Source organism: Pseudomonas sp. CBC3 (assembly GCF_037967085.1).
Taxonomy (GTDB): Bacteria; Pseudomonadota; Gammaproteobacteria; order Pseudomonadales; family Pseudomonadaceae; genus Stutzerimonas.
The window spans coordinates 565,967-584,514 of record NZ_JBANEO010000002.1 but is presented as its reverse complement, the minus strand read 5'-3'; the positions used below and the strand labels follow the sequence as shown (position 1 = coordinate 584,514).

Sequence of the window (18,548 nt, the reverse complement as noted above, 5' to 3'; positions counted from 1 at the left end):
TAAACCGAAGTTCGGCGGTACGCAAAGCGCACCCCACGCTCAACTACCGCCGGTGATACGCCTCACGCCAGGCCCGATACTGCTCATCCTGCCAGACGCGCTCATGCAGGCGCGCCATGCCTTCGGGATCGTTGAGCAGTCGCCAGCGCGTCGCTTCGGCAGCCCCCTTGGGTCCGGTGGCGAGAATTTCACCCAGGCGCTGCTCGCGCAGGGTTTCCGCGGCCGGCACCACCTTGGCGTGCCGCGCGCGCGCCATGGCGCAGACCAGCGCGTTGTACGAGGGATCCACCGTGGCGGCGATGAACCCCTGCTGTAGCGCGTTGGTCTGGTTCTGCTGGTTGTAGCGGTCCGTGGCGGCCAGTTCCGCGGGCGGGTTGAATTCCTCGGGAATCAGGAACAGTTTGCGCCGGAACGCCGCCAAGCCGGGTCCCGTGCGGCTGGTGAGCACCGAGACCGGTGCCGAGAGGATCAGCGACACCACGATAGGCGCCAGCCACCAGAGGAATGCCGGATCGAGCCAGGCCACCAGCGCCGTCCAGAGCACGCCCAGCAACATCTGCGAACCATGCCGGCGCAGCGCTTCGCCCCAGGGCGTGGCGTTGTCGGCGCGTTGCGGCGACTTCCACTGCACCGACCAACCAAGGAACGCCGCCGTGACGAACACGGTGTGGAACAGCATGCGCACCGGCGCCAGCAGCATCGAGAACAGGGTTTCAAGGATCATCGACAGCAACAGACGGATTCCTCCGCCATATTCCTTCGAACCCTGAATCCAGATCAGCACCACGCTGAGCATCTTGGGCAGGAACAGCAGCGTCAGCGTCGCGGAGAACAGCGCAATCGCCTCCCGCGGGTGCCACTGCGGCCACAACGGATACAGCTGGTTGGGCTGCAGGAAATACTCCGGAACCATCAGCGTATGGATCGCCAACAACCCGGTGGACAGCGCCAGGAAGGTGAACCACAGCGGCGCCGACAGGTAGGACATCACGCCGGTGAGGAACACGAAACGGTGCACCGTGTGCATGCCCTTGACCAGGAACAGCCGGAAGTTCATCAGGTTGCCGTGGCACCAGCGGCGGTCGCGCTTGAGCTCGTCGAGCAGGTTCGGCGGCAACTCTTCGTAGCTGCCGGGCAGGTCGTAGGCGATCCACACGCCCCAGCCGGCGCGGCGCATCAGGGCCGCCTCGACGAAGTCGTGGGAAAGGATGTCGCCGGCGAAGGAACCCTTGCCCGGCAACGGCGCCAGCGCGCAGTGCTCGATAAAGGGTTTGACCCGGATGATCGCGTTATGGCCCCAGTAGTGCGACTCGCCCAGCTGCCAGAAATTCAGCCCCGCGGTGAACAGCGGCCCATAGACCCGCGTGGCGAACTGCTGCATGCGCGCGTAGAGCGTATCCATGCCGGAGGCTTTCGGCCCGGTCTGGATGATGCCGGCGCCAGGGTTGACCTCCATCAGCCGCACTAACGACGTCAGGCAGCCGCCGCTCATCACGCTGTCGGCGTCCAGCACCACCATGTAGCGGTAACTGCTGCCCCAGCGCCGGCAGAAGTCGTCGATGTTGCCGCTCTTGCGCTTCACTCGGCGGCGACGGCGGCGATAGAAGATATGGCCGAAACCGTCGACCTCGCGGCACAGCTCCAGCCAGGCCTTCTGCTCGGCCACGCAGGTGTCGGGGTCGTTGCTGTCGCTGAGCACGAAGATGTCGAAGTGCTCGATCTCACCCGTGGCCAGCAGCGATTCGTAGGTCGCTCGCAGTCCGGCGAACACCCGCGGCACGTCCTCGTTGGCGATGGGCATTACCAGTGCCGTGCGCGCCTCGGCCGGAATCGGTTCGTTGCCCGTGCTGGTGGCGGAAATGTTGTAGCGGTCGCGTCCCTTGAGCAATTGGAAGAAGCCCATCAACGCCGTCCAGAAGCCCACCGACACCCAGCAGAACAGCAGAGCGAACAGCAACAGGATGCTGGTCTGCACCACGTAAGGTAGGATCTGCCGCGCCGACTCCTGCAACGGTTGGTGATAGACCACCTGCAGATCGACCAGCGCCCAGCCTTGATATGGCAGCACGGCCTTCATGTGCCAGGTGGCGATGGCCGTCTGCGCCAGCATCAGGATCAGCAGCGCGGCACGCCGGTAAGCGGCAACCCGGCGCCAGCCCGACCTGTCGATGGGCTGCGGCGCGTCGGGCTGCTCCACCGTGCGGTTCTTCTTGAACAGCAGGCGCCACCAGCTCAGGCGCAGCACGCTGGTATGCCAGGGCTCCGGCACCATCCGCGTGCGCACGATCGGCGGCGTCGACTGGATGCAGGTGCGGCCCTGATGATCCGCGGTCAGCACCCCGCCACGCTCGAAAAGGTCACCCCAGGCAAGCTTCAGCCGCGCCGCAGCCGAGCCGAGCGGATCGCTCGGCGATTCATTCCCGTCGGACGTGCCCTGTGCCAATGCCCGATGCACATCGGCCAGCTCGCCTCCTTGCCGATCCACCTGCTCGCCCAGCGCCTGGCGTTGCTCGGCATCGAGGGGAAGCTCGGCGAGATAACGCTGGGCGAGCGATTGTTGCGCGTGTTCAGTCATGGACGGGTATCTGATAGCTCCAGGTTTCGGACAGCGTGGTCTCGCCATCCACCAGCGCCGCGCGCAATTCCACCGGACGCGCCGGGTCCTTGACCCGCAGCCGCAGCGTCAGCCGCCAGCCCTTGGTGACCGGGTTATGGCGCAGGTTGTTCTCCACCAGCTCGACATTGTCATCGACGCTGACCTGGGTGCTGACCGGCGCGTCGGCCGGCAACTCGGCCAGGTTCGGCCCGACGAAGTCGACGATCAATGCGGTGCTGCCATCGGGTTGGCGAATCAGGTTGGACTGCTTCACATCGCCGGCCGACAGGCGCGTCTGCTTGACCCAGGCGAGCTCGGGATCATGCAACTCGGGTTCGTCCATAGTGAAGTGCAGGCGATATCCGATCTCGATCGCTTCGCCCGGCGCTGGCGTCTTTTCCGGCACCCAGAAGGCAACGATGTTGTCGTTGGTTTCATCCGGCGTGGGAATCTCGATCAGTTCGACGTGGCCCTTGCCCCAGTCGCCAACCGGCTCGATCCAGCCGCTGGGCCGCAGTTCGTAGCGATCGTCCAGATCTTCGTAACGACCGAAATCGCGGGTACGCTGCAGCAAGCCGAAGCCTCTCGGGTTCTCCACGTTGTAGCTGCTGATGGCCAGGCGCTTGGGGTTGTTTAGCGGACGCCAGATCCACTCGCCGTTGCCGGCATGGATCGCCAGGCCTTCAGAATCGTGCAACTGTGGCCGGTAGTTGAGCTGCTCGCTGGGCTGATTGGCGCCGAACAGGTACATGCTGGTGAGCGGTGCGATGCCGAGCTTTTCCACCGGCGCACGCAGGAAGACCTTGGACTGCACATCCACGATGCTGTCCTTGCCCGGCGTGACTTCCATGCGATAGGCACCGGTGGCACGCGGCGAATCCAGCAAGGCGTAGATCAGCAGGCTGCCGCGGTCGGCCTGTGGCCGCTCGACCCAGAACTCGGTGAAGCGTGGAAATTCCTCGCCACTCGGCAGCGCCGTGTCGATCGCCAGCCCACGTGCCGACAGGCCGTAGACCTGCCCCTTGCCGACCACGCGGAAATAGCTGGCGCCAAGCAGCGTCATCAGCTCGTCCTGCTTGTCCTTCTTGTTCAGCGGATAGAGCACCTTGAAGCCGGCGAAGCCGAGGTTCTGCAGCGCAGCGGGGTCGATGTCTACATTGCCGAACTCGAACATCTCCGGGTCGTAGCGGATTTCACGAACGCGGGTCGCGGTGACCTCATTGATCTTCACCGGTACGTCGAAATGCATGCCCTGATGGTAGAAGAACAGCTCGAAAGGCGTTTCGGCATCGCGCCAGTAGCCCTTGTCTTCACGAAAGCGCAGCTGCTGATAATCGGCGAAGGCCATCTCACGGAATACCGCCGGCAGATTGCTCTTGGCCGGCACGTAGGGCGCCGCTGCCAGCTTCTCGGCCTTGCTAGCGACATCATCGAGGCTGAACGCCCAGCTGCTGCCGACGACAAAAGCCATGCAAAGGCCCAGCAGATTGCCCAGCACCCGGCTTCTGGTGCGAGCCTTCGATCCTTGATTCAAAATGGTAAACACGGTGCCTCCTGAACAGTACGAATTGCGCACAGACCTTTGCCTGCTTGCGTTCCTTGGTCTACTACCCGCACGAATGATTCCCCGCTGATCGAAAACAGCGTCGCTCGTCAGGCCATTTTTGGCCGTTACATTGGCTCTATTGCAATCAACGCAACTCGAACTGCTGCGTCTGTACGCGCTGCGAATCGAGCCCTACCTGCACCTCGAACATCCCCGCTTCAGCCACCTGGCGCAGTTGCGCATCGACGAACTTCAGCTGGTCTTCGCCAACCCTGAAACGCACCTGCTGCTCTTCGCCAGCCTTGAGCCAGACCTTGCGAAACCCCTTCAGCTCCTTGACCGGGCGCACTACCGAGGCGGCCAGGTCATGGATATACAACTGCACGACCGTCGCGCCATCGTGCTTGCCGATGTTCTTCAGCGTCACGCTGACGTCTAGGCTTGCGCCACGTGAAAGCACATCGGTCGACAGGCGCGGCGGCGACAGGCTGAATTGTGTGTAGCTCAGTCCGTAGCCGAAGGGGTACAGCGGGCCGTTCGGCTCATCGAAATATTGCGAGGTGTAATTGCCCGGCTTGCCTTCGACGAAGGGCCGGCCCAGACGCGGATGGTTGTAATAGGTGGGAATCTGTCCCACGGAGCGCGGAAACGAGATCGGCAGCTTGCCCGAGGGGTTGTAGTCGCCGAACAGCACCTCGGCGATGGCGTGCCCGCCTTCGGTGCCGCTGAACCAGGTTTCCAGCATCGCGTCGGCGTTGGCCTGCGCCCAGGAAAGATTCAGCGGGCGGCCATTCATCAGCACCAGCACCAACGGCTTGCCGGTCTGTTTCAAGGCGCGCAGCAAAGCCTGCTGGCTACTCGGCAGCTGCAGGCTGGTGCGGCTGGATGATTCATGGGACATGCCGCGCGACTCGCCCACCGCGGCGACGATGACGTCCGCCTGCTCGGCTGCAGCGACCGCCTCGGCGATCATCTCCTCGGCCGAGCGCCGGTCCTGCACGACCTCGGGATTGTCCCAGTTGAGGAAGTTCAGGTACTCGACCATCCGCGGGTCGTCGGTGATGTTGGCGCCACGGGCGTAAATCAGCCGTCCGCGCTCGCCGAGGGCAGCCTGGAGGCCTTGGCGCAGCGTAACCGTCTGCTTTGCCACACCCGCCGCTGACCAGCTGCCGAGCATGTCGATATGCGAATCGGCCAGCGGCCCGACCAAGGCGATGCGCGCCGCCTTGTCGAGTGGGAGGACATTGTTGCGGTTTTCCAGCAGTACCAGCGACTGGCGCGCCACCTCGCGGGCGGCCTCGCGGTGCAGGCGGCTTTCGGCATTGACCTCGGGCGGATCTTCGCTGGCCTGGCCGATGCGCCGGTACGGGTCGTGGAACAGGCCCAGATCGTATTTTGCGCCCAGCACTTCGCGCACAGCCTGGTCGACGGCCTGTATCGGCACGTCACCCGCCTGCACCAGTTCGGCCAGATGCTCACCGTAGAGCGAGTCCGCCATGCTCATGTCGAGCCCGGCGTCAATTGCCAGCTTCGCCGCCTCGCGCCCATCGGCGGCCACACCATGGCGGAGCAGTTCGGTGATCGCTCCATGGTCGCTGATGGTCACGCCGGAAAAGCCCCAGTCATCACGCAACAGGTCGCGCAGCAACCAGCGGTTGGCGCTGGCCGGTACGCCGTTGATGGTGTTCAGCGCCACCATCACCGCGCCGGCCCCGGCATCAACGGCCGCACGGTATGGCGGCAGGTAATCCTGGTGCATGCGCAGCGGGCTCATGTCCACCACGTTGTAATCGCGCCCGCCTTCGACCGCACCATAGAGCGCGAAATGCTTGACGCTGGCCATCAGGCTGTCGGCGTTGCGCAGCGACTCACCCTGGTAGGCGCCGACCATGGTGCGGGCAATCTCGGACACCAGATAAGGATCTTCGCCGAAGCCTTCCGAAGTCCGTCCCCATCGTGGGTCACGGGCGATATCGACCATGGGTGCGAAGGTCATGTCGAGCCCGTCGGCGCTGGCCTCGATGGCCGAAATACGCCCCGCCGTAGCGACCGCCTGCATGTCCCAGGTCGAAGCCAGGCCGAGGCCGATGGGGAAAGTAGTGCGATGCCCGTGCACCACGTCGTAGGCGAAGAAGATCGGAATCTGCAAGCGGCTGCGCAGCGCAGCATCCTGCAGGGGACGGTTGTCCTGCCGGGTGACCGAATTGAAGGTGCCGCCGACATTGCCTGCAGCCAGCTCCTCGGCAAGTCGCTCCCGGGGCATGTCCGCGCCGATGCTGATCAGACGCAGCTGGCCTACCTTTTCCTGCAGCGTCATCCGCTGTAGCAACTGCTCGATAAACGCGGGCTTGTCGTCCAGCCTGCTTTCGGCCAGAACCGGACAAGCTGTGAAGATAGTGAGCAAGCCGAGTAGACACAGCCTTTTCATGAGGGGTTCCCGCATAAGGGTCTTGGAGGCACAGTGTCGCGCTTCACGCGGACCCATGGATCGCGGTGTAGTGACATAGGGAAATGAACGGCACCAAAAAACCAGAGACAGGACGGCTCTGGTGAAGGAAATCGAAAGGTATTCAGCCCGCGTTGACGCTCATGCGGGACGAGGCGGCGATTATTACCGCCTTCATTTCGCGGCGTCGATCTTTTTTACAGTCTCGATCCAGGTCGGTTCCAGGCGCTGCTGATCGACATCCAGGCCCAGCGCTTCCATGGCGCAGCGGTGCTGTTCGATTTCCGCCCTCATTTCGAGAAGAGAGCCGCTGTTGGCGTCCAGCTGGTGCATCTGGGTAAGGCCCAGATGGTAGAAGCGCAGCAGCTTCATCGCGGTAGGATCTTCGAGCGCCACGCCCGCTTTCACGTGATGCATGACGTTGGTCAGGCTCATCAGGCTGCGTTTGAGCCGCCAACCGTAGACCGCCGATGCCATCCACGGCTGCTGCCAATAGACCAGGCGAACCAGCAGTACCGTCAACCCGAGCCCGATCACCACACCGGCGATGTTCAGGCGCAGGTTGTCGCCGCCCGGCTCGCCGAATATCGCCACTGCGGCGGCGGACAGCCCCATCGCCAAGAGCACGAAAGTGGCCACGACGGCCAGCGTGCTGCGTCTGGTTTGCTGGCGGTAGGTTTCGGGATTCAGCGGCTTGATTTCGAATGCGGGCATCAGGGCTCCTCGATTGCCAGATATGTTACGTGCGGCGAGAGCTTCGCGGCTGAAGCCGCGCCCTCAGTCGATGCACCTGTGGGACGGCTCTGGGTAGATTGCTGGTGGGCTGAAGCCCACCCTACGATACTGAAGTGGAGCGCTGCCCGGCCCACCCTACGCCACATCGGCGCGCATTATCACCGTATCGACTACACGCAGCTATCTGTATCGGAGCGGAAAGCGGGCCGGACAGGCAATGCCATCCGGCCCGCTGTGAAAAGGCAGCTACGAGCTGCCTACGAGTAGATCAACCCTTGAGCTTGAGCGTGGTCTTGGCGACCAGCTCGCCCTGATAACGCGCAATGGTCAGTTCCTTGGTGGACGGCTGACGCGAGCCATCACCGCCGGCGATGGTCGAGGCGCCATAAGGCGTGCCGCCGTTGGTCTCGGAAATGTCGAAGAACTCGCCGATGCCGTAGCCGGTCGGCACGATGATCATTCCGTGGTGAGCCAGCGTGGTCCAGGTGGAGGTGATGGTCATCTCCTGCCCGCCGCCGGTACCGGTGGATGTGAATACGCTGGCGACCTTGCCATGCAGCGCGCCCTTGGCCCAGAGGCCGCCGGTCTGGTCGAGGAAATTGCGCATCTGCCCGGACATGTTGCCGAAGCGGGTCGGCGTGCCGAAGATGATCGCGTCGTAATCGGGCAGCTCGGCCGGAGTAGCGATGTCTGCAGCCTGATCGGTCTTGCCGCCTGCATTCTTGAAGACATCTTGCGGCATGGTTTCCGGCACACGCTTGATGGTCACTTCGGCGCCTTGAACACGACGCGCACCTTCGGCGACCGCGTTGGCCATGGTTTCGATGTGGCCATACATCGAGTGATACAGTACGAGAATCTTCGCCATTTTCGTTTCCTCTTTCTGGGTTATGTTTCGACTCTGTTTCTATCTACGCTGTCGCCGAATCGCTCAGCGAACGTCCACCAGCACCACTTCGCTATGTTCCAGCGCCTTGATGGTGAGCAGCGTCTCATCACGCACCGCCACGCCATCCCCTGTCGCTGCAACGAGCCCAGCAACCTCGATACGCCCACTGGCGGGCACCAGATAGACCTTGCGACCATCACCAATTCGGTATTGGGCAACCTGACCTGGTGAAAGTGCAGCTGCGGCCAGACGCGCGTCGGCCCGGATCGGCAACGCATCGCTGTCATCAGCCATGCCGCTAGCCAGCGTGACAAATGCACCCGAACGCTCCGCTGTAGGGAACGGGCGCGTACCCCAGCTTGGAGGCAGCCCGGTTTGGTCCGGGTAGATCCAAATCTGGAAAATCTCGGTGGGCTCGCTTTCGAGGTTGTATTCGCTATGGGCGATGCCGGTGCCGGCACTCATGACCTGTACATCACCGGCAGCCGTACGACCGCTATTACCCAGGCTGTCTTCGTGGCTGATGGCGCCCTTGCGGACGTAGGTGATGATTTCCATGTCGCGGTGCGTATGGGTCGGGAAGCCCGAGTTCGGCGCGATGGTGTCGTCATTCCAGACCCGCAAGCGGCCCCAGTGCATGCGCAGCGGGTCGTGATAGTCGGCAAATGAAAAATGATGGCGGGCATGCAACCAGCCATGGTGTGCGGCGCCAAGCTCGGCGCGCGGGCGGATTTCGATCATCGATGGCAGCCTCTGGGTCAATCAGCTCGACACCTTGCCGAGCGCTATGGCCGCCATTTTCCATTCAATCGATCGTCTGAATAGCGGATATTCTCGGTAAAACCTATCTATCTATCCGATACTTCAGGCGCCTGATGTTACGACAGGAATCCGAGAACCTCGTCCAACAGCAGTTGCGGAACCTCTTCGGCGATGTAATGACCTGCCGGCAGCGCCTTGCCTTGCACGCTCGTTGCGACGGCACGCCACTCTTTGAGCGGATCGAAGCAACGCTCGACGACGCCTTTAGCGCCCCATAGCACCAGCAGGGGCGCCTCGATACGCCGGTCAGCGGCACGATCTTCCCGGTCGTGCTGCAGATCGATACCGGCACTGGCCCGATAATCCTCGCAGAATGCGTGAACGGTGCCGGGCAGCTTCATGCAGCGCAGGTATTCGGCGTAGGCGGCAGCGGTGAACGGATGATGATGGTCGGCGCGGGTCGCCACGGCGGTCTTCAATACCAGCTCGGGCGCAGTCTCCATGAGCGTTTCCGGCAACGGTGCCGGACGGATCAGAAAGAACCAGTGCCAGTAAGCGCGCGCGAAGGTTTCATCGGTCTGGCTGTACATCGCGAGGGTCGGTGCGATGTCCAACAGAATCAGCCGGCGAACCGTCTGTGGATGATCCATCGCCAGACGATGGCTGACCCGCGCGCCGCGGTCGTGGGCAAGAATATCGAAACGCTTGAAGCCCAAGGTGCGCATCAACTCCACCTGATCAAGCGCCATCTCGCGCTTGCTGTAGGCCACGTGATCCTGACCGCCTTCGGGCTTGCTGCTATCACCGTAACCGCGCAAATCGGCCGCCACGACGGTGAAGTGTACGGCAAGCTGATCGGCCACTTCGTGCCACATGACATGCGTCTGCGGGTAGCCGTGGAGCAGCAGCAAGGGCGGTCCGGAGCCGCCTTTGCGATAGGCGATCCGTACGCCATTGACCTCGCACTCGTCACGCTGGAACTGCTCGAACATGGGACCACTCCTGAAGGTTAGGACCTTAAGATTAGGCCCACATCGTTCAAGCGCAACAGCATCATTCAACCCATCAGCAGCGGCAGAAATAGCGCGATGAGAATGCCCAGCAGGCTCATGCCCAGCGCAGCGAAGGCGCCGCACTCATCGCTTTCCTCCAACGCGCGAGCTGTACCGATGGCGTGGGCGTTGATGCCGTAACTCAGACCCCGGGCAGCCGGATGATCGACACCTGCCCAACCCAACAGCCACGGCCCCAGTGCCGTACCGATGACGCCGGTGAGCATCACGAATACCGCCGCCAGCGAAGCGAGGCCGCCAATCTGCTCAGCCACCAGCATGGCGATTGGCATGGTTGCAGCCTTGGGCGACAGGCTCATCAGCACGGACAGATCCGCACCCAAAGCGCTGGCGATCACCAACGTCAGGACGACGCCCAGCACGCCGCCGCTCACCAAGGTGATGAGGATCGGCCAGAACAGCTGCTGGATGCGCTTGATATGACGATACAGCGGTACCGCCAAGGCCACCGTTGCGGGGCCGACCAGCACGGCGATCATCGAGGCGCCCTCGCGGTAGCTCGCATAATCGATCCCGCACAGGCAGAGCGTTCCGACCACCAGCAGCATGCCTATCATCACCGGCTGCAGCACCAGCCAGCCGCTGCGTCGGTAGAGTGCCAGTGCGAGCTGGAACGCGATCAGCGTCAGCGCCACGGAAAACAGCGGGTGGTCCAGTGTCATCGCCCAGACATCACGCCATTCAAGACGATTCATAGCTGATTCTCCTTGCGGCGTTCCGTCCGCCGAATGAGGTACTGCATCAGCCAGCCGCAAAACGGAACGGTGACCATCAACGAAAGCACCAGCCCGGCCGCGATGGCAGGCAGATCGGCCAGCAAGGCATCGCTACTGGTCATGATCCCGGCCGCCGGCACGATCAGCAGCAGCGGCAGGTATTGCAGCAGCAACGCCGCGGTTTTCTCGAGTGGTTCGGGGATGCCGCGGCGCAGCAACAGCAGGCCGAACAGCAGCACCATGCCGATGATTGGCCCAGGCAATACCGGAAGCAGCAGAAGATTGATGACGCTGCCAAGCAATTGCAGCACTACTAGCCAGGTCAGGCCTTTGAGGATCATTGGAATTCCTTGAGTCGACAGCAGAACGGAACGCAGGGGGTTAAGCCAAGGATCGATAGCAGCATGCGCGCACAACCGATGCAAGCCTGGGACTATCGCCCGCTGCGGTGGTGGCAAAACAGGTGCAGATAGACGGTAAAAAAGCGGATCAGTTAGCCAATGGATTTCATCCTGATTCGCCTGTGACCCGGCGTCGCAGGGCCTAGATAGTTAGTCGTCTCGTTAGATTACTGAAATTGAGCAGAAGTCCAGGCACGGCCAAACTTCCACGCTGTTTCGGTCATCGCAAACGTTCATTCGTCCGCTATCTGATCCGTATTTAAGCTCGATGTCTGAGTCTGTTATGCACTTCTGCTCCACTCGATCATTCGCCCTGCCTGAATACCTGATGGGGCGCATGAAAATGACCGAACGAATCCCCGCCACGATCATCGCCACTGTTGATCCGAGCAAACCGATACGCTTGACCCCCGCACAGACTGGCGGGCCGATCCATACCCGCAGCTTCTCCGGCCTGTTCCGTAATCTGCGCCTGCTGGGCGGCGGTCTGTTGCTGCTGCTCTACTTCGGCACCCAATGGCTGAATTGGGATGGTCGCCAGGCGGTGCTCTGGGATCTCGGTAAACAGCAATTCCATATCTTTGGGGCCACCTTCTGGCCGCAGGACTTCATCCTGCTGTCGGCATTGCTGATCATCGCGGCCTTTGGCCTGTTCTTCATCACGGTACTGGCTGGCCGCGTGTGGTGCGGCTCCGCCTGTCCGCAGAGCACCTGGACCTGGATTTTCATGTGGGCGGAAAAGGTCACCGAGGGCGACCGCGGGCAGCGGATCAAACTCGATGCCGCGCCCTGGTCCGCCGCGAAGCTGCTACGCCGCACCGCCAAACACGCGATCTGGCTGGCGGTCAGTCTCGCGACGGCGCTCGCCTTCGTCGGCTACTTCACTCCGGTACGCGAATTGGTCCGTGATCTGTTCACCCTGGAGCTCGGGTTGTCCGCCGGCTTCTGGCTGTTCTTTTTCACCGCTGCGACCTACCTCAATGCGGGGTGGCTGCGGGAAAAGGTCTGCCTGCACATGTGCCCTTATTCGCGCTTCCAGGCGGTAATGTTCGATGCCGACACCCTGCTGGTTTCCTACGATGCGGCCCGTGGCGAAAGCCGCGGCGCGCGACGCAAGGACAGCGACCCGCGCGCGCAGGGCCTCGGTGACTGCATCGACTGCACCCTGTGCGTGCAGGTCTGCCCCACCGGCATCGACATCCGCGACGGCCTGCAACTGGACTGCATCAGTTGCGGCGCCTGCGTCGATGCCTGCGACAACGTGATGGACAGGATGGGCTATGCGCGCGGCCTGGTTCGCTTCACGTCTGAACGCGCGCTACAGGGCGGCAGAACGCGCCTGCTTCGCCCGCGCCTGATCGGCTATGCCGCCGCACTTCTCATGATGATTGGCGCCTTCGTCTGGGCGCTGGATGTTCGGCCGATGCTGTCGCTGGATGTCACTAAGGACCGCACCCTGTATCGCGAAAATACGCAGGGTCAGATCGAAAACATGTACAGCCTCAAGGTCATCAACAAGACCCAGCAGCACCGGCAGTACGCGATATCGCTCGGCGAGGGACCATTCGAGCTGCACGGCCGACGCGAAATCAGCCTGGCGCCTGGCGAGATCGCCGATCTGCCGGTCAGCGTGGCGCTCACTGATGCCAGCCACCGTGGAGCAATGAGCCACAGGCTGCAGTTCGAAGTTCGTGACCTGGACGATCCGCACAGCGCCGTCAGTACTCACAGCACCTTCGTCGCACCGGCCAATCCGTGAGTGCGTGGTGAGACGCGCGGCAACACGAGATACACCGTCCGCGCTCCGTGCAGTATCGTCACCCGGCATTGCAGGTGAGCCAAACAAATGAAGCGCTACGAAAAATTCGCTGACGAGATAGCCGAACTGATCCGCACCGGCGTACTAAGGCCGGGCGAAAGAGTGCCGTCGGTGCGCCACGCCAGCCGCACTTATGGGGTCAGCCCGTCGACGGTTTTCCAGGCCTATTACCTGCTCGAGGATCGCGGTCTGATCCAGGCGCGGGCGCGTTCGGGCTACTTCGTTCGCGAACACGCCAAGCGGCCGCTGCACGAACCCGAGATCGGTCCGCGACTGGCCGAAACCACCGACGTCGGGGTCAGCGAGCTGGTGTTCTCGGTACTCGCCTCGCTACGCGACCCAAACACCGTGCCCTTCGGCTCGGCCTTTCCCAGCCCGGAACTCTTTCCGCTGCAACGCCTGGCACGCTCCATGGCTCAGTGCGTACGCGACATGCCGGCCAGCGCGGTGATCGCCGAGATGACGGCTGGCAATCCGAACCTGCGCCGGCAGCTCGCCCTGCGCTACATGGTCAGCGGCGTGATGCTGCCGATGGACGAACTGGTGATCACCACCGGCGCCATGGAGGCGCTGAATCTATGTCTGCAGGTCGTGACCGAGCCAGGTGATCTGGTCGCCATCGAAGCGCCCGCCTTCTACGCCACGCTGCAGGTGCTGGAGCGGCTCAAGCTCAAGGCCGTTGAAATCCCGGTGCATCCGCGCGAGGGCATCGATCTGGACACACTCGCTGACAGCCTCGCCAAGCTTCCGATCAAGGCGTGCTGGTTTATGAGCAGCCTGCAGAATCCGCTGGGCGCGAGCATGGGTGAAGCGAAGAAACTGCAGCTTTACCAGCTGCTGCGGCAACATCAGGTGCCGCTGATCGAAGATGACGTCTACGCCGAGCTCTATTTCACCCAGGAACCGCCCAAGCCTGTCAAAAGCCATGACCGTGAGGGTTTGGTCATGCACTGCGGCTCATTCTCCAAAAGCCTCGCGCCGGGTTATCGAGTCGGCTGGGTCGCTGGCGGGCGGTACGCCGAGCAGATCAGCCGGCTCAAGTTGATGACCACCATTTCGCCCTCGGTCCCGGCCCAGGCGGCCATTGCGGATTATCTGCAGCACGGCGGCTACGATCGTCACTTGCGTAAGCTGCGCCACGCACTGGAAATGCAACAGGGCGCCATGCTCGCCTCTGCCGCCCGACATTTCCCGGCGACCACGCGGGTCACGCGCCCCGGAGGCGGCTACTTTCTGTGGTTCGAATTCCCGGAGCGGGTCGATTCCCTGCAGCTGCTGCAGCTCGCGCTCGCCCAAGGCATCAGTCTCGCCCCCGGCCCGATCTTCTCGGCCACTCAACGATTCCGAAACTGCGCGCGGTTGAACCATGGCCACCCCTGGGATGAGCGCAGTGAAAAGGCCATGGAATTGCTCGGACGGATGATCAAATCGTTTTAAAAACAAAACCTGGGCAGTAAGCCACACACGACGCTAAACCTCGATCGTTCCCTGCAGGTACTGCACTGCTCGCCCGGCGACGAACACGCGCTCCCCTTCCACCCGGCAATACAGTAGCCCGCTACGACGCGAGGCCTGCAGCGCAACCAGCGACGATTTGCCCAGGCGCCCGCTCCAGTAGGGCGCGAGGCCGGCATAGATCGAGCCCGTCACCGGATCCTCATCGCCGCCATTGGCCGGCCAGAAGTAACGCGAGACGAAGTCCTGCTCACGCCCCCGCGCAGTGATCACCACATCCAGTGGCGCGAGTGTTTTGAGGGCGGCGAAATCGGGCGTTAAGTTGCGAACCTGATCCTCGTCCTCATACACGGCGAACCAGGCCTGACTGCTTTTCAGGACGACTTGCGGAACGATGCCTAAGCCGTTGAACAACTCCGCCGGTGGGTTATCTACGCGCTCGGGTTCGCGGTTGGGGAAGTTCATTTCCAGCAAGCCGTCGTCCAGCTGCGCGACGCTGATGTCGCCCACCGCCGCCGCACGGAAGGTCAGCGGCGCCGTCGCCATTCGCTGGCTGAGCAGCACGAAGGCGCTGGCCAACGTTGCGTGACCGCAAAAGTCGATCTCGGTAATGGGCGAGAACCAGCGAATGTGAAAGGCACCGTCCGGCTCGCGGACCAGAAAGGCGGTTTCCGACAAGTTGTTTTCGATGGCGATCGACTGCATCTGCGCATCGCTCAGCCATTGTTCCAGCGGTACCACCGCAGCCGAGTTGCCCTTGAACAGCTCATCGGTGAATGCGTCGACCTGGTAGATCGGCAGTTTCATGCTCGGCCCTCATCCCTGTTTGGCGCCCGCCATCGGGCGCGCTGATCGAACGAGTCTCGCCGAGCGGAAAGCGCTCGGCAATCTTCCTGAGTGACGTGGCTGCGGCCGGGTCAGGAGCTGGACACCATGCTGGCGGTCAGCGTGGGCTTGATCGGCCCTGCCGGCGGCTGACATTGCGTCTGTGCGCCGATCTGCAGATAGGGCTGGAGAATCGGCGCCATGCCTTTGAGCACCTGCACCGGCAGCGCCGAGGTGAAGCGGAAACTGTCCGCGCCGCGCCCTGGAACGTAGGCGGTCAAAGTGCCGAAATGATTCGGGCCGAGAAAGAAAACGAAGGTGGCAGTCCGGTTCAATGCCAGCGAACTGATCAGCCGCCCGCCGGCCCCAATGGTCTGGATGCGGTTGTCGCCCGTTCCGGTCTTGCCGCCCACACGCAGCGGTTCGCCGTCACTCTGCAGGAAGCTGCCGCGCAGCCGGCGCGCCGTACCACCCTCGACCACATTGGCGAGCGCTTCGCGTAAAGCCGCGGCCACTTCGCTGTGCAGCACCCTGACACCCGTATTCGGCCTGATGCCCACGCGCGTTTCATACGGCGTGTCGCTGGCAAAATGAAGGCTGTCGATACGCGCGCTGGGCAGCCGCACGCCGTCATTGACGATAATGCCCATCAACTCCGCCAGCGCGGCCGGGCGGTCGCCGGAGCTGCCCAGCGCGGTGGCGAGCGACGGCACCAGATGATCGAAGGGATAACCCAGGCGCTGCCAGCGGCGATGAATATCGGTGAAGGCTTCCACTTCCAACATGATGCGGATACGACTGTCGCGCGCACTCTTGTGCCGGCTGCGGAACAGCCAGCCGTAGACTTCCTGGCGCTCGGCGGTGCTGGCGGCAATCACCTCGGAGATACCCGCATCCGGGTGCTTGATCAGATAGCCCAGCAACCACAGGTCCAGCGGATGCACCCGGGCGATGTAACCCTGATCCGGCAGGCTATAGGCACCGGGGCCGTAACGGGTGTACAGCGAATCGAGTTTCTCGTCGTTAAGTTCGACGCCCGGCAGGGCCTGCTTGAGGAAGCGATCAAAGGCGGCGTGATCGGCTTCCGGCATTAGGTAGCGATGCACCGCAGCGAGCCGGGGCGGCGTCGGGCGCATGCCGTCCAGCAGCACTTCGATGCGTTCGTCTGCAGTCTTGCCACGGTACTTTTTCCAGAAGCGCTGAAGAAACACCGAGCCCTCGCGGTCGGCGAAGCGTCGCAAATATTCACGCCGCTCGGGGTTGTCGTCACTTTTCAACAGCTCAGCGCCGTTGGAGGTCTGGTAGGTGCTGTACCTCACCAGATCACGCATCAGGCGTACAAACGGCAGGTTGATCGACTCTCGCAGCGCCTCGCGCATGGTAGGCAAACGTCCGTCATCCTCACGACGAAAATTGCCGAACCGGTGCATGCCCGCACCGGTGAAGAAACGCTCGGCGGGACTGGCCGAGTAACGCCGCTCCAGCGCCGCATCGAGCATTGCCGGCAGGTTGCGGTCCTCGTTCTCGATCAGATAACCCACGGCCCAGCGTGTCAGCGGATCGACTGCCTCGGCTTTGCGCAATTCGCTGATCTCGCTTTGCGCGTAGCGATCGTGCAATTCGGCGATCACTTCGAGATAGGTGGTCAGCACGCGCAGCTTGGCCGTAGAGCCCAGCTCCAGTTTGCTGCCTTCATTGATGTCGAACGGCTGGTTGGTGTTGTCGGTCTGTACGCGCACGCGAAAGCCCTGCTCACCGCGCTCGAACAGCGTGAAGCTGTAGCGCACGTCCGCCGTGCGCTCCGGCGACAGCATGCGCTCGCCGAACAGCCCGACCTCGCCCGCGAACTCCGGCTCCGCCAGACGCAGCAAATAATCGCTGACCTGCTTCTGCAATTCCCCGTGCAGCGGCGTGGTGGCGGCCAGATCGAGACGATCCAGTTCATACAGCGACACGCCGAGCAGACTGCTCAGGCGCATGCGCGCAGCGGTGATGCCTTTGCTGGTCGGGACTTCACGAATACCCGGTTCACGGCGCAGGTCGCGAAAGCTGACCTTCTGCTGCAGCGCCGCGTTGCGCAGCCGGGTGTCGATCACGCCGCCGTTGGCCAGCAGACGGATGTGGCTGTCGGTGAGCGTCGCCATTTCGTCGCGCCCGGCGAACAGGTAATACGATGGACGCCGCTGCGCGATCAGCAGCGACAACACCTGGCGCAGCGCCAGACCCTGCGCCTCATAACTGACATCGGCGTTGCGGCGTGAATCCAGCGCACGGTTAACCTCGGCGAAATCCGCGCCGAACCAGAGGCGCAGCCCATCGGCGATGCCATGCACTTCGCCGTGGCCGTACGCCGCCGACAGCGGCACGCTGTTGAGGTAGTCGCGCACGATACGCTTGCGCGTGGTCAGGGTCTGTTGGCCTTCGCGGTAGGTGCGCACGCTCGCCGAAATCATCTGCCGAATTTTCTCTTCGACGCTTCCGGTTCGGCCCTCGGGCGAGTGGCGGTATTTCTCCACCTGGGTCGCGAGCGTACTGCCGCCGGCAGCCTGCACCGGCAGGCCGAGCTTCTTCTCGACCTGACTTACGGCAGCCATGGTGAAACGCGGCCAGTCCACCGCTGGATTGGCGTGCGGCCGCTCGGCATTGAGCAGCCCACGATCCTCGATGAACAGCAGGCTCATCGCGATGATGGGCGGCACGTCTTCGAAGGTTTCGTAGTACTGATGCGGGTAGCTGTTGGCGTACAGGGGTTCACCCCGGCAATCGTCTATCGTCAGCCCCGCCTGCGACTTTTCTGGATAGGGCACGAAGAAGCCGTGGCTGGCGTAGCGTTGCAAAGCCGGTGAAAAACGCACCTGCTGCTGGATATCGAAACCGCGTTCGGCCAGCCGTTCGAGAAAGGTCGGCAGGGCCGAGTAGCCCAGACGCCGGTCGAACGGCCCAGCCTCGGGAAAATGGATACTGGTGCTTGCGCCGGGCTCGACCCGATAGTCGAGGTTCTCGGCATAACGGCTCAGCCAGAGCGCCTGCAGCTTTGAGGTGTGCATCTCATGCCAGGCTGCATAGCCGCCGCCTGCCAGCAGCGAAATGCCCAGCAACAGCGTCATGCGGCGCGCCAGACGGCTGCCGTGGGTGGGGGGTCTACCAGCTTTACTGGTCTTCGATGCGCGCTTGCCCCCAGCCGCCCGGGAGGTATCGCTCCGCCATACTGCGCCCATATGTTCCGGCCTGGCTTCCTAGGAAAATCACAGGCTTAAGCTTAGCTGTTGGCGCTTCGTTCACGTG

At 62.8% G+C, this 18,548-nt stretch carries 13 protein-coding genes; 2 read left to right on the top strand and 11 right to left on the bottom strand.

The window, feature by feature from the left end:
- Positions 1 to 43: 43 nt before the first annotated feature.
- From mdoH to V6943_RS09810, 9 genes are all read right to left on the bottom strand, one after another.
- On the bottom strand, positions 44 to 2,575 hold the full coding sequence (gene mdoH, locus V6943_RS09850) for a glucans biosynthesis glucosyltransferase MdoH (protein ID WP_340553357.1): 2,532 nt from the start codon (positions 2,573 to 2,575) through the stop codon (positions 44 to 46).
- Positions 2,568 to 4,067, bottom strand: coding sequence for a glucan biosynthesis protein G (locus V6943_RS09845; RefSeq protein WP_131648954.1), 1,500 nt, complete (start codon positions 4,065 to 4,067; stop codon positions 2,568 to 2,570). The genes mdoH and V6943_RS09845 overlap by 8 nt, the downstream gene beginning before the upstream one ends.
- 220 nt (positions 4,068 to 4,287) lie before the next feature.
- Complete coding sequence (bglX, locus tag V6943_RS09840) at positions 4,288 to 6,570, bottom strand: beta-glucosidase BglX (protein ID WP_340553356.1); 2,283 nt, start codon at positions 6,568 to 6,570, stop codon at positions 4,288 to 4,290.
- Between the two features lie 192 nt (positions 6,571 to 6,762).
- Positions 6,763 to 7,302, bottom strand: a complete 540-nt coding sequence (locus tag V6943_RS09835; RefSeq protein ID WP_340553355.1) for a DUF3087 domain-containing protein — start codon at positions 7,300 to 7,302, stop codon at positions 6,763 to 6,765.
- Between the two features lie 289 nt (positions 7,303 to 7,591).
- The gene (wrbA, locus tag V6943_RS09830; RefSeq protein WP_340553354.1) at positions 7,592 to 8,191 is read right to left on the bottom strand and encodes an NAD(P)H:quinone oxidoreductase; all 600 of its coding nucleotides are present in this window, start codon (positions 8,189 to 8,191) and stop codon (positions 7,592 to 7,594) included.
- 63 nt (positions 8,192 to 8,254) lie between these two features.
- A complete protein-coding gene (locus V6943_RS09825; protein ID WP_340553696.1) occupies positions 8,255 to 8,953 on the bottom strand; it encodes a pirin family protein in 699 nt (232 codons plus the stop codon).
- Between the two features lie 137 nt (positions 8,954 to 9,090).
- Positions 9,091 to 9,966, bottom strand: a complete 876-nt coding sequence (locus V6943_RS09820) for an alpha/beta fold hydrolase (protein WP_340553353.1) — start codon at positions 9,964 to 9,966, stop codon at positions 9,091 to 9,093.
- A gap of 65 nt (positions 9,967 to 10,031) precedes the next feature.
- Positions 10,032 to 10,742, bottom strand: coding sequence for an LrgB family protein (locus V6943_RS09815; RefSeq protein WP_340553352.1), 711 nt, complete (start codon positions 10,740 to 10,742; stop codon positions 10,032 to 10,034).
- Positions 10,739 to 11,104 carry a CidA/LrgA family protein gene (locus V6943_RS09810; protein WP_340553351.1) on the bottom strand — a complete coding sequence of 122 codons (366 nt, stop codon included), beginning with the start codon at positions 11,102 to 11,104 and terminating at the stop codon, positions 10,739 to 10,741. Before V6943_RS09810 ends, V6943_RS09815 begins: the two co-directional genes overlap by 4 nt.
- 403 nt (positions 11,105 to 11,507) lie before the next feature.
- Here V6943_RS09810 and ccoG point away from each other — a divergent pair, with 403 nt between their 5' ends.
- Together ccoG and mapR are read left to right on the top strand one after the other, a co-directional pair.
- A complete protein-coding gene (ccoG, locus tag V6943_RS09805; protein ID WP_340553695.1) occupies positions 11,508 to 12,923 on the top strand; it encodes a cytochrome c oxidase accessory protein CcoG in 1,416 nt (471 codons plus the stop codon).
- An 87-nt stretch (positions 12,924 to 13,010) separates the two neighbouring features.
- Positions 13,011 to 14,420 (top strand): GntR family transcriptional regulator MpaR, encoded by a 1,410-nt coding sequence (gene mapR / locus V6943_RS09800; RefSeq protein WP_340553350.1) that lies wholly within the window; start codon positions 13,011 to 13,013, stop codon positions 14,418 to 14,420.
- 33 nt (positions 14,421 to 14,453) lie between these two features.
- On the opposite strand, the gene V6943_RS09795 is transcribed toward mapR, so the two are convergent.
- Complete coding sequence (locus tag V6943_RS09795) at positions 14,454 to 15,233, bottom strand: PhzF family phenazine biosynthesis protein (RefSeq protein WP_340553693.1); 780 nt, start codon at positions 15,231 to 15,233, stop codon at positions 14,454 to 14,456.
- 122 nt (positions 15,234 to 15,355) lie between these two features.
- The gene (locus V6943_RS09790) at positions 15,356 to 18,370 is read right to left on the bottom strand and encodes a transglycosylase domain-containing protein (RefSeq protein WP_340553349.1); all 3,015 of its coding nucleotides are present in this window, start codon (positions 18,368 to 18,370) and stop codon (positions 15,356 to 15,358) included.
- Between the last annotated feature and the right edge of the window lie 178 nt (positions 18,371 to 18,548).